Source organism: Leifsonia xyli subsp. cynodontis, assembly GCF_050632205.1.
Classification (GTDB): domain Bacteria; phylum Actinomycetota; class Actinomycetes; order Actinomycetales; family Microbacteriaceae; genus Leifsonia; species Leifsonia xyli_D.
In genome coordinates this window covers 2,612,601-2,624,667 of record NZ_CP192578.1, presented here as the reverse complement: position 1 = coordinate 2,624,667, position 12,067 = coordinate 2,612,601, and the positions used below count along the sequence as shown (strand labels likewise).

The following is a 12,067-nucleotide window of genomic DNA, read 5'->3' as shown; positions in this document are numbered from 1 at the left end:
CCGAAGCCGCCCGCTCGTGGAGCGGGCGGCTTCGGCGTATCGGTGCGCTCGTGTTCGGCGCGCTACGCCCGCCGCCGACGTCGTGCCACCAGTCCGGCGACCAGCGCTCCGATGAGCGAGCCCGCGACGAAGATCGCGATCAACCGGTAGTCGAAGGCCGGCGACGCTGCCGCTTCCGCATCGGTGATGTCCTTCGTCGTGACGGGAGCGGCGAAGACGTCGTAGATCCGTTCCGGGTCGGCGCCGCTCGCGCGGGTGTTCGAGAGCACGGTCGAGAAGCGCTCGCTGAACGCACGGCTGTCCGAGAGGTCGGCCTCGCCCGTTCCGATGGTGCCCTTCATCGCGTCCAGCACGGCTTTCGACTCGGCCTGCGTCTTGCCGACGCTGGCCGACAGCTCGTCGAACTGCGCCGTGTTGTCGGTGATGAGCTGCGCGCGTGCGGCAACCGACGTCGCCCCAGCACTGGTCGACGTGACCAGCTCCGACAGCGTTCGGTACAGGGATGGGCCGGTCGTCTCATCCAGGTACAGTTCTGGCTTGCCCTCGTCCTGTCCCTTCCAGGGGAGCGTCTGCAGTTGGATGACGGTGTTCGCCTTCTCCTCCCACCGGGCCGGCGCCGCGCTGACGCTCGCAAGCGCGCCCGCGTACCAGTTCTCGAGTCCGCGGAGCGAGTCGGAGAAGTAGGTCTCGGAGAGATGCGGAGCGGATAGGATCGCGATGCTCTCGGCGGTGGCCCGCAGCTGGTCGCGCACCGCATCGATCTGCCGGACGATCGCCGAAATGTTGTCGAGGCCCAGGGCCTGGTACTCCCGGACGTCGGCATCGCTCAGACGGTCGCGGATCGTCGCCGCGTCGATGGTGCCGTACCGGTTGACGACAGATTCGGCGCTGTGGCCGGTGAAGTCGCCGCTCGACTGGAGTTCGGTGGTGAACGCCTGCAGCGACTCGCCGGGTGCGCCGAACAGGAAGTGGAGCAGGTTGGCCGCCGTCTGGATGTTGCCGAGATACGCGGTGATGTCAGCGAACCCTTCTCCGCCGATCTTCTCTCTCGCGACGTCCGCCGGGACGAGCAGGTAGGCATCGCTCCCGAGAGCCGCGGCCGGGGACGGCGGCACGGCCGCGGTGTCCTGCGCGGTATAGGAGAGCGTGACCGCTCCGGCGCTGTCGGCCAGATCGATGGTGTACGTGAGGTCGACGGCGAGAGGGCCGGCGCCGACCGTGTTGTCGATCGTCACGGTCGCCGTCGCCGGGTCGACCGTCACGCAGCCGGCGCAGGCGGTGGCTCCGGGGACGATGGACACCCGCGATGGGGAAACGGATGGGGGAAGGGAGATGGCGACGACATACCGGGCCCCCGCCGGAACCGTGACGGGCAGCTGCTTGGTCTGCGACTGATGGGTGCCGCCGGCGGGGATGTCGACCAGTGTCAGGGCGGGCGGGACGATGTTGTTCTGTTCGCCGAACCTCCGGATCAGGCCGAGTTGCTCGGTGAACGGCGCCGCTGTGAACCCGGTGTGCGCCTCCAGCTGGGCGAACAGCGTCGTGTACTGGGCGGGGTCCGTGGGAATCGTACCGATCAGATCCTGAACAGCCTTTTCGTACTGCCCGACAGCGCTGGTCGCGCCGCTCGTGCCGAAGCTGGTGGCCACCTTCTCGGCGAGTGCGCTGCGAGCCAGCTCTGGCGTCAGCGACCCCGCGTCGACGGCGTAGTTGGAGTCGTTGCGGGGCAGCGTGAGCGTGAAGTACTCCCGGAGGAGATTCGTCTCCAAGGTCTCCAGTTCGCGCATCGACCCGGTCAGGGCGTTCTGCTGCTGTTCGAGTGACCCCTTGGCGGTGTCCACCCGGGCGTTGAAATCGGCGGCGATCCGGTCGTATCCCGCGACGGCGGCCTGCAGGGCGTCGAGCACGCCCGCCGTGCCTCCGTGGGGGCCGGCGGAGGAGAAGCCGTCGAGTCCGCTCCACGCTCCGTCGCCGCCGAACAACTCGCCGACATGGCCTGCGAACGCGTCGTCGTAGAACCTCTTGTCCGCCGACGCCTGGCCGGAGACGGCCGCGTTGCCGTTGAGGACGTTCGTGCGTGCGATCTGCTGCTGGAGCGCGAAGTAGTCCGACAGCTTCGGCTGCTGACCGGCGAGCGACTCGCTCGTCCTGGTCAGGGTGCGGGTCGTGCTGTCGGTGAAGCCGTTCTGCGCCGAGATCCAGGCCGAGTTGAGCTGCTGCAGGATGCGGGCGAGGCTGAGGCTGCTGGCGTAGCTCTTGCCAGTGGCCTCCAGGTCGGGGGAGATCCGGTCCGACAGCGCATCCACCAGTCCGGACTGGCTGTTCACCACCGCGGCCATGTTTGCTTGCGCTCCGGCGATGTTCCCCGCGATGCTCGCGAAGTACATCTTGACGACCCGGGTGTTGAAGTCCCGGAGAATCGTGAAGACCTGATTCTTGAGGACCTGCGAGGACGATCCGCCCCCGTCCACCAGCTTGTAGTCGATGACCGCATGGACCGGGTCGAGATCCTGCAGCGTCAGGATGTCGTGCGAGAAGGTGCGGGGGAGGAAGACCGCGGCGGTCACGCTCTTGTCCGCATACGCGTTCTCGGCGACGCTGCGCGAGACGACCGTCCAGTTGTACCGGTCGTCGTTGTCGACCAGATGTACGAAGTCATTGCCGAAGTGATATTCGGTTCCGTTGAACCCCGCCGGCTCGTCCTCGTTCACCAGTGCGATCGTCGGGCGGGCCGACGAAGCGGCGGTGCCGTCAGCGCCCACCAGATTGCTGGAGCCGACCAGGAGCGCGGCGAGGGCGAGCGTCACGATGCTGATCAGCGTCTTCTTGATCATGATGGATGTGACCTTAGCAGCGCTTCCATCAAAAATGTCAGTACACTCATGCCATGCGATTGTTCAACGGAGCGGACACCCTCGAATTCGAGCGCTCGGAGTCCGTCCTCCGGGTCCTCCTCACGGGGGCGCAGATCCGGATGGGCGCGATCGACGTCGTGCGGCATCACGTCACGGTCGCGCAGGAAGCGCCCGACGACTTCGAGGCCGTCCTCGAGTACTCCGTCTCCCCTGCGGTCCAGACCCTGCGGCAGGCGTCCGCGGACGCGCGCACCCGCACCGCGCGGCTGCGACTCGCGCAGAGGCTCGCCGCGCTCATCCCGCTCGCGGGCACGTACACCGTGCCGTTCCTGCATCCCGAGAACATCGAGCTCACCGGCGCCGGCGTCTCGGTGATCCATTCCGGCCTCGTCGACGTGCTCGCTCCGATGACGTTCGATGAAAGCCTGTTCCTCCGCGGCTACCGGGCTCTGGTCCTGAGCATCGTGCACCCGCGCCATGCGTTCGAGAAGCTCGCCGACGGCGCCGTCGCCCTCGACGACCCGTTCAGCCGCCGCGTCGTCGCCTGTGACAGCCCTCAGGAGGTGGCCTCGTTCATCGACGGCGAGCTCGCCGCAGAGAGCGCGCGAGCCGCGCGCGAACGGGTATCCGTGCCGAAACGCCGCTATCGGCTGACGCTCGCCGTCGCCGCCGTCGCCGCCGTCGCGGCCGCCGTCTGCGGCTGGCTGGCGTACAGCTCCAACGTCGTCACGGCACCCCGGCAGGAGGCGGTCATCACGGCGCAGGCGCACTTCCTGACCGACGACTACGCCCAGACCCTGGCGACATTGCGGGCATACAGCCCGAGCGACCTGCCGAAGTCCGCCCGCTACGTGCTCGCCGTGAGCTCCGTGAAGCTGACCGATCTGACGGGCACGCAGAAGGATGCGGTGCTCGACACGATCTCCCCGAAGACGGATGACAACACGCTCGACTACTGGATCTTCCTCGCGCGGGGCGATCTCGATCGGGCGCTGAACCTGGCGCAGAACCTCGGAGACGACCAGCTCAGTCTGCTGGCATACACGAATCTCTACCAGGCCACGAAGCTCAACACGACGATGGATGGGGCGCGCAAGCAGAAACTGCTGACCGACTACTCCAAGCAGATCGAGGAGCTCACCGCTCGGCTGGGCGCGGCCCAGTGAGCGCGGCCACCGCCACCGACTACTTCGGGTCGGGCACCACGTCGGACGCTCAGGGCGGCCGTGTGGACGACCGGCTGGATGCGGAGAGCGTGCTCTTCGTGGTCTACCTGCTCGATGACCCGCTGGTGCGCATCGCGCTGACCGAGGACACCCCGTCCGCCGGGCACGAACGGCTGACACTCGGTGCGATCAGCGACCGGCTCTTCGTCAACGGTCACACGGTGCCTCCGGGCCGGACCATGGTCGACGGGTACGAACTCTTCGTGGTGGATGCGCGGCGCGCCCGCACCAAGCATCTGCTGCTCGACCCCGGCCGGCACTTCGTGCTCGGCGATTCCGCGGTCGCCGGCGTCCGGGCCCCGGGTCCGGGAGTGGTGACCATCCAGGGCGACGTCCTGATCCTTCAGCCGGGCGACGACGTCCTCTATCTGAACGATCGGAAGGTCGCCGAACCCGCGCTGATCCACGCGGCGTCCGTCGGAGACCGCGTCCTGACCACCGGATTCCTCCTCGAGAAGCGTCCCTCGCAGTGGCGGGTGACGGCGTTCGCCGACACGGTCGAATTCGACGACGCGGCGTTCCTGGAACAGGAGCCGGATGCGGAGTTCCCACCCGACTTCCCGGAGTACCGCCGCAGTCCTCGCATCGTCCAGGAGGTGCCGACCGACACGATCTCCATCGAGAAGATCGAGCCGCCGCAGAAGCCGGACAAGAACAGCCTCCTCAAGGTGCTCCTGCCACCGCTGGGGATGGTCGCCGTCGGCGTCGCGACGAGCATCTTCTCGGGCCGCAACCCCCTGATGATGCTCGGCATGGGGCTTCTGAGCGTGCTCACCGCCGGATTCACGCTGTCGCAGTTCCTCGCTGATCGGCGCGAACGTCGCCGGCAGGACGCATCGCGGCGGGACGACTACGAGCGCTACCTCCTCGGCGTCACGGCGACCGTCGCCCGGCTCTCGGCCCAGGAGCGGAGCGTGCTCGAATACGCCTCCCCGGCGCCGGCGGCTCTCGTCGACCTCGTACAGAGGTACGACCCGCGCATCTACGAGCGCCTCGCGAACAACAAGGACTTCCTGCAGGTGTCGCTCGGCACGGGCGACACCCCGTCGTCGCTTTCCATCTCGTCCGATATCGGCGAGCGCGACGACGATCCCGACGCGCGCCGGGTGACCGACCTCGTGGCGCGCTTCGCCATCCAGCGACAGGTACCCATCCCGATCAGCCTGCGCGACCAGACCGTCGGGCTGGTCGGCACCTACGAGGCGCTCAGCGCGGCGGCGGCGAACCTGCTCCTCCAGCTCGCGGTCTTCCACTCCTACCGCGACGTCAACTTCATCGCACTCGTGCCGGCGAAGTCGTACCGGGACGACTGGTACCCGTGGCGCTTCCTCCCGCACTTCACGATGCAGGAGCTCAACCTGCGCGGGCTGGTCCACAGCGCGAAGACGCGCGACATGGTGCTGAACAGCTTCACCCAGATCCTGACGAAGCGCCGGCAGGCCCTCGCTCAGGCGGGCCGTGAGAAGCCGATGTTCTCGCCGCATTACGTCTTCACCGTCTTCGACGACTCCTATCTCGCCGGCCACGGGATCAACGAATTCCTCGCCGACGACCTCAGCCCGCTCGGCGTGACCGTCATCTGGTGCCGCGAGGACAGGAAGCGCCTACCCGAGACGGTGACCGCCCTGGTCGAGTACGAGAACCGGAACGCCGGCCGGCTGGTCAACGACGAGCGGATCTACGTCGCCAAGGACTTCACGCCGTATCCCGTGCCGGATGGATGGCAGCGCGCGCTGCGCAGACTGCCGAACGTGCAGCACGTCGAGGTGGAGAAGAACGCCATCCCCGGCGCGGTGACCTTCCTGGAGATGTACAAGGTCAAGGAGGTCGCCGACCTGGAGGTGGCGCACCGGTGGTCGTCCGCCGACACCTCCAAGACGCTCTCGGTTCCGCTGGGCCTCCGCGGCAAGGACGATCTCGTCGATCTGAACCTCCACGAGCGCGCGCACGGCCCGCACGGCCTGGTTGCGGGAACGACCGGCTCGGGCAAGTCCGAGATCGTTCAGTCGTACATCCTGTCGCTGGCCGTCAACTTCGCGCCCGAGGACGTCGGGTTCCTCCCAATCGACTTCAAGGGCGGCGGTATGGCCAACCTGTTCACGGGCCTGCCGCACCTCCTCGGGTCGATCACGAACCTCGACGGCGCCGCGTCGGCCCGCGCACTCGCGTCCATCCGGGCCGAGCTGCAGAAGCGCCAGCGGTTGTTCGGCGAGTACGACGTGAACCACATCAACGGCTACACACGGCTGTACAAGCTGGGCAAGACAGCATCCGACGAGGCTGAGAAGGCGAAGTACCCGACCCGCCCGCTGCCGCACCTCTTCTTGATCTCCGACGAATTCGCCGAGCTGAAGGCCAACCAGCCGAAGTTCATGGAGGAGCTGGTCTCGACGGCGCGCATCGGGCGTTCGCTCGGCGTGCACCTCATCCTCGCCACGCAGAAACCGAGCGGCGTCGTCAATGATCAGATCTGGTCGAACAGCCGCTTCAAGCTCGCGCTCAAAGTGGCGGACGTCTCGGATTCGCAGGAGATCATCAAGACGCCTGACGCCGCCGCCATCGTGGAACCGGGGCGCGCCTACCTCCAGGTCGGCAATAACGAGATCTACGAGCTCTTCCAGTCCGCCTGGTCCGGCGCCGACTACGACCCGACCAAGTCGGAGAAGAAGACCGTCGACGAGCGTATCTACCTCATCAACGACTTCGGCCAGTACGACCTGTGGACCTCGGACCTCTCCGGAGACGAGGCCGTGCAGCAGGCGCGCACCGAGAAGGTCAGCGAGCTGAGCGCGGTCGTGGACCACATCGCGGCGCTAGCCCAGGAGACCGGCGCGGTCCTTCCCGAGAAGCCCTGGCTCCCGCCGCTCGGAACGCGGCTGCCGACTCCGCCGGTCGGTTCCGGCCCGGGAGTGCCGCTGGGGCTTCTCGACATCCCCAGCAGGCAAGCCCAGAAGCCGTACCTGTTCGACCTGGACGACGCGTCGCACACGGTCGTCTTCGGCAGCCCCGGTTTCGGCGCGTCCACCGTGCTGCAGACCGCCGTCATGAATCTGGCCCGGCAGCGGACGCCCGAGCAGATCCAGTTCAACCTGCTCGACTTCGGCAACAACGGGCTCCTGCCGCTTCGCGCGCTTCCGCATGTGGCCGACATCGTCACGCTGGAAGAGGAGGAGAAGTGCGGCAAGATGCTCGCCCGCATCTCGGACCTGCTCGCCCAGCGGAGGGGCGCGCTCCGCACGGCCGGCGTCGCCTCTCTCGCCCAGTACCGTGCGAAGACGGGGTCGGAGGTGCCGATCGTCGTCACCGTGCTGGACGGATACGACGCTCTCGCCCAGGACAAGCGCAAGGAGGCGATCGACGCTCAGCTGACCCAGGTGCTTCGGGAGGGCGCCGCACTGGGGGTGTACCTCGTGATGACGGCGAACCGGGCGAACTCGATTCGGATGAACATGAGCAGCAACATCCCCACCAAGATGGCGCTGTACCTGAACGACGAGGCGGACGTGGCCACCCTCTTCGGCCGCGAGCGCGTGCTCCAGGCGGAGATCCTCGGCCGCGGACAACTCGTCCTCGACGCTCCCACCGCGATCCAGTTCTACCTCCCCGCCGACGGCGGCACCGACGCGGAGATGCTGGAGAACCTCGAGCGCGAGATCGCCCGGATGGATGAAGAGTGGACGGGAAGCAGGCCGGAGCCGATCCCGATGGTTCCGGAGGAACTGACGACGGACGCGTTCCGCGACGTTCCATCCGCGGCCGACCTCGAAGCGGCTGGCGGCGTTGGGTTCGGCTTGTCCACGGCGACGACGACAGCCGTCGGATTCCTTCCCCGGTCGCAGCCCTTCTTCCTATTCGCGGCGCGGGACGATGATCAGGAGCTGCTGTTCCAGGAGGTGCTGCTCGCGCAGGGTGCCCGGGTCAAGACGGAATTCATGATCGTCGACTTCGACGAGTCGTTCGAGGAGACCCTGGACAAGACAGCGCTGCCTTCGAACTTCAGCCGTATCACCAGCCAGGCTGACGCCAATCAGATCGTCGCCGGGATCGTCGCTTATCTGGCACTCAGCAAGCAGAAGACGCAGGGCGCTCGCATGGTGCTGGTGATCGCGAACCTCGCCGATTTCATCGTCAAGGCCGGCGTGAAGCCGGAAGACTTCGCCCTCGCGTTGAAAAACGCCTTCAAGGCGGGACTCGATTTCATGATCTTCAGCCGCCACGAGTACATCGCCAAGTCGTACGACGGGGTGCCGAAGCTGCTCAGGGAGCTGAAGTTCAGCGGTCTGGTGGGCGCGAGAGCGTACGACAGCGCGCTCGTGAAGGGAACGGGCAACTCGTACGAGCCCGAGCCGCGAACGGACGAGCCGTTCTTCGTGCTCCGAGGTGGCAGCACGTTCGACAAGGTCCGAGTCCCGCGAGCCAAGGGAGCGGCGGTATGAGCAAGAGTCCAGAGCTGCTTCCGTTGGGGAGCGCGGTGAAGATGGAGGACGACGACCGCATCTACATCGTCATCGCGCGGGGGTTTCAGAAGCTGGAGAAGGGGTTCCTCGCCGGCTATAAGGGCGTCCAGCACCCCCTCGGAGCGATTCCTGACGCCAAAGAGGTCGTGATCAGGCAGCCGCAGATCGCCGAAGTCGTGCATCGCGGGTACGAAAACCCGGACGATGCCGTCTTCGCTCAGAAGCAGCTCGAGGTCGCCAAAGTGCCGCCCGCGAAGCAGCCGCCACTCCCAGAACCGGATCTGACGATCGACCTCTCAAAGCCGGTTCCCCCGGCATCCGCTGCGCCGCAGACGACGGGTCTGGCTGCGCCCGCTGCTGGGGTGAGCAACCCGAAAGATCCCTTCAGCGAGTTACGGAGTAGAGGAAAGAAGAAATGACTGAGAAACAGCAAATGCGTGACCCGAAGCTACCGTTCTTGCCTTTGGGCAGTGTCGTCATTCTGAGGGGGTCGGTCAAGAAGCTGCTGATCGTGTCGCGCGGCTCGATCGTGGAGGACGTGTTCTACGACTACGGGGCCTTCATGTATCCGGAAGGCATGATCGACAGCAAGGTCGCCTACTTCAACCACGACAACATTCTCAGGGTTGTGCACGTGGGATACGCGGACGATGACGACGCGCTGGTGGTCGAGATTCTGAACGATGCGTACGCCGAGTTCCAGGAACGTCGGGAAAACGAGCCGAAGCCTCTGGCGCCGGTCCCGTCGGCTCCGCCGGCTGCCGAAGTGGAAGACATGTTCGCAAGCGTCCGCGATCTGGCGGACGAGGATGAGTGACGTGCAGGCGCTCGCGCGCGTCCTGGAGCTGGAGGACATCATCGGCAGGCTCCAGAAGGTCCGCGACGCGGTGGACGGGTTCACCGTCGACAAGTACGAGAACGCGGGTGCGGCGTTGTGGGCGGGCCAGCAGCGCAGACGCTTCACGGAAACCTTCCACAGCGCCAAGTCGAGCCATTCGCAGACGAACGAGCAGATCGGTCTGGCGATCGAGGACTGCAAGAGCAAACAGCGCGCTCTGGCCTTCTCGATCAATGCCATCGAGCACCCGGACCTTGCGGCCCAGGCGATCGCGATCGCGCTGACCTGAACTCGGCCAGCAGAAACGGAGAGTAAGAGATGGCGACAAGAAGCATTCGGGAAGGCTTCCATGAGGAGACGCGCAAGGTCTCCTCGCTCACGTCCCAGGTCGCAGGCACCAAGGACGGGTGGCGCAGGGAGGAGCCCATGAATGTTCCAGGTGCGAAGACCGTGTCGGAGATCTACTCGGGCCTGTCTCGTCTGATTGCGACCTATGGCGCTCTGGCCGGGAAGGATGCGCGGGAGTTCGACCAGTTGGGTGTGAACATCGAGGTGCAGGACCGCGAGGACGCCAAACGATGAGTGTGGTGGAGTTCTCGGCGGATGCGTGGCAGGCATCCTCGCCGGGGTTGCGGGGTGGTCTGGCTCGGCGGATGGAGGCGGTGTCCGAGCTTGCGCAGGGTTTGCAAGCTCTGGCCGGGTCGGAGCGGATCAGCGGTCAGGGTGCGGATGCGATGCGGGCGTATATCCGGGAGGTGCATGGGCCGATCCTGCAGTCGTTGCTGATCGGGCTCTCGACGTTCCAGACCGCGATCGGTGTGTATTGGAATGGGTACGCCCAGGTCGATGCGGGTGGGAACTTCCGGTTGGTGCGGGATGAGCTTGAGGCGCACCTGTCCCAGTTGGAGTCCGGGATGGGCGCGCTGCGCGGGATCGCGGCGGAGTTACGGAAGATCTCTGGGGATGCGTCGCATCTGGTGTCGTTGGGCGGGGCGGGCGCGTCGGCGGCGGAGCGCTGTGTGGATGATCTGGACCGGATGCATGCGATCGCGAAGGATCAGGTGGAGGCGTGGGAGGCGTATGAGGCTTCCGATCACGGGTTCGGCCAGGTGAAGGCGCTGATCGCGGAGCTGAATCGGATCGTGAACAATGTCGGCGCCGTGACGGTGGGGCAGGGCCGCACCTACACGCCGGGCAGTTTCCGGCTGACGTTGCAGGGGTTGGGGGCGCTGACCTCAGGGATGGTCGAGTACTGCCAGCAGAACCAGGGCGCGGCTTCGAAGGGGTGGGAGACGGCGTTCACCGGGTTCCAGAAGGATCTGGAGGCGGCGGAGAAGGCTCGGCGGGAGCAGGCCGGGTGGGACCTGATCTGGGACGGGTTACAGATCGTCGCCGGTGCCGTGGTCACCGCTATCGGTCTTGGCCTGACCCCGTTCACCGGTGGCACCTCACTCTTCCTGACCGGCCTCGGCGGCACATTGCTGGTGGGCGGGATCAACAACGCGATCAACCACGCCTCGATCGCCGCCACCGGCCAGGACTTCAATCTCATCGGCATGGCCAGTGATGCCGCGGGCACGTGGGTGGATGCCAACCTGGTGAAGCCGGCGGCAGCATCCGGCAGCTGGGGCGCCCAGTTCGCGGCCGGCGTGGCGTCGGGTCTGGTGAAGGGCATCAGTCAGGCCGGCCAATTCAGTGTCCACGAGACCGGGAAGGGCGTCCAGGCGCTGGTCGCCGATGAGAACGCTCGTGCGCAGGTGTGGAACCAGCTCACCACCACTGTGGGGCAGGTCTTCTCGGGGAACGCGGCTGTGATCGGGGACCTGACGGGGGAGATGCTGCCTGCCCTCGTGTTTGCCAGAGGCGCCTCGATGGCCGGCCTTGGCGCCAAGGGCGGAGAACTCGCCGCCGGCCTGAGCAAGCCCCTCATCTCCGACGCGGGCAAAGCCACCAGCGCACTCGACTGGGTGAAACAGCAGACCGGCAGCGGCATCACCGTGGCCAAACAGCACTTCACCTATGCTCGCTACGGTAAGCCGCTGGCGGAGCACGGTGTTCACCGTCCCTATCCGACCGTGAGCGACAGGAACCGGGAGACGTTCGAGGTTGTGACGGACCCCGACGCTCCATGGGGTCGTGACCGGAAGGGCAACCCGTTCACCAAGGCCGAGTACGACCAACGTTTCACGGAAGCAACAATCGACTCGAAGACTGGAGCCCACTGGGACCACTACCCGCCAAACGGCGGCGCAGTCCCCGGAACGCGCCGCGACTACCTGGATCTGGCGGCGTTCGTTCGCGACAACGGCAACGCCCTCGACCGCATCGGCGAGCCTACGGGGCCCTACTTAGGGTTGATGAAGGATGGCGAGCCGGCCTCGTTCGAGGAACGGAGCCTGCCGGTAAACTCGCTGGAGAAACCGTACTACTCTTACCGACTTGCCGACACGTGGCCGCCCGGAACCGAAGGCTGGAGCATCGAAATCTCCCGAGTCGGCCGCGCCTTTGGCCGAGACGGCGGAGCTCAACAAATCCTCATCCGCAACCCGGAAGGAATAGCCGTGCCCGTAGAGAGACTGCTTGACAAGGGAGTACTCCTGCCCGGAGGTGGCGGCAAATGAGTCTCACCTTCGCTGAAGTACAGGACATGGTCGATCGGGTTGATGCGATCGACCCGCCGGTCTACTCGCC

General features: G+C 66.3%; 8 protein-coding genes. 7 read left to right on the top strand and 1 reads right to left on the bottom strand.

What is annotated here, in order from left to right:
- Positions 1-62: 62 nt before the first annotated feature.
- On the bottom strand, positions 63-2,834 hold the full coding sequence (locus tag ACQ86M_RS13005) for a type VII secretion protein EsaA (protein ID WP_431245765.1): 2,772 nt from the start codon (positions 2,832-2,834) through the stop codon (positions 63-65).
- A 53-nt stretch (positions 2,835-2,887) separates the two neighbouring features.
- Between ACQ86M_RS13005 and essB the strand changes: the two genes are divergently transcribed.
- From essB to ACQ86M_RS12970, 7 genes are read left to right on the top strand one after another with little or no spacing between them, the layout of a single operon-like run.
- Positions 2,888-4,021: a type VII secretion protein EssB gene (gene essB, locus ACQ86M_RS13000; protein WP_431245764.1), complete on the top strand. Its 1,134-nt coding sequence runs from the start codon at positions 2,888-2,890 to the stop codon at positions 4,019-4,021.
- Positions 4,018-8,517: a type VII secretion protein EssC gene (gene essC, locus ACQ86M_RS12995; RefSeq protein WP_431245763.1), complete on the top strand. Its 4,500-nt coding sequence runs from the start codon at positions 4,018-4,020 to the stop codon at positions 8,515-8,517. The genes essB and essC overlap by 4 nt, the downstream gene beginning before the upstream one ends.
- Complete coding sequence (locus ACQ86M_RS12990) at positions 8,514-8,957, top strand: DUF4176 domain-containing protein (RefSeq protein WP_431245762.1); 444 nt, start codon at positions 8,514-8,516, stop codon at positions 8,955-8,957. Before essC ends, ACQ86M_RS12990 begins: the two co-directional genes overlap by 4 nt.
- Positions 8,954-9,355 carry a DUF4176 domain-containing protein gene (locus ACQ86M_RS12985; protein WP_431245761.1) on the top strand — a complete coding sequence of 134 codons (402 nt, stop codon included), beginning with the start codon at positions 8,954-8,956 and terminating at the stop codon, positions 9,353-9,355. The genes ACQ86M_RS12990 and ACQ86M_RS12985 overlap by 4 nt, the downstream gene beginning before the upstream one ends.
- The gene (locus ACQ86M_RS12980) at positions 9,348-9,665 is read left to right on the top strand and encodes a hypothetical protein (protein WP_431245760.1); all 318 of its coding nucleotides are present in this window, start codon (positions 9,348-9,350) and stop codon (positions 9,663-9,665) included. Before ACQ86M_RS12985 ends, ACQ86M_RS12980 begins: the two co-directional genes overlap by 8 nt.
- 29 nt (positions 9,666-9,694) lie before the next feature.
- On the top strand, positions 9,695-9,958 hold the full coding sequence (locus tag ACQ86M_RS12975; protein ID WP_431245759.1) for a hypothetical protein: 264 nt from the start codon (positions 9,695-9,697) through the stop codon (positions 9,956-9,958).
- Positions 9,955-11,997, top strand: a complete 2,043-nt coding sequence (locus ACQ86M_RS12970; RefSeq protein ID WP_431245758.1) for a glycohydrolase toxin TNT-related protein — start codon at positions 9,955-9,957, stop codon at positions 11,995-11,997. The genes ACQ86M_RS12975 and ACQ86M_RS12970 overlap by 4 nt, the downstream gene beginning before the upstream one ends.
- The last annotated feature ends 70 nt before the right edge of the window (positions 11,998-12,067 follow it).

What these genes read in the sequence shown, in the direction of transcription:
- ACQ86M_RS12980 (WP_431245760.1), top strand. Translation starts at nt 9,348, where the DNA reads ATGAGTGACGTGCAGGCGCTCGCGCGCGTCCTGGAGCTGGAGGACATC.
- ACQ86M_RS12975 (WP_431245759.1), top strand. Translation starts at nt 9,695, where the DNA reads ATGGCGACAAGAAGCATTCGGGAAGGCTTCCATGAGGAGACGCGCAAG.
- ACQ86M_RS12985 (WP_431245761.1), top strand. Translation starts at nt 8,954, where the DNA reads ATGACTGAGAAACAGCAAATGCGTGACCCGAAGCTACCGTTCTTGCCT.
- essB (WP_431245764.1), top strand. Translation starts at nt 2,888, where the DNA reads ATGCGATTGTTCAACGGAGCGGACACCCTCGAATTCGAGCGCTCGGAG.
- ACQ86M_RS12970 (WP_431245758.1), top strand. Translation starts at nt 9,955, where the DNA reads ATGAGTGTGGTGGAGTTCTCGGCGGATGCGTGGCAGGCATCCTCGCCG.
- ACQ86M_RS13005 (WP_431245765.1), bottom strand. Translation starts at nt 2,834, where the DNA reads ATGATCAAGAAGACGCTGATCAGCATCGTGACGCTCGCCCTCGCCGCG.
- ACQ86M_RS12990 (WP_431245762.1), top strand. Translation starts at nt 8,514, where the DNA reads ATGAGCAAGAGTCCAGAGCTGCTTCCGTTGGGGAGCGCGGTGAAGATG.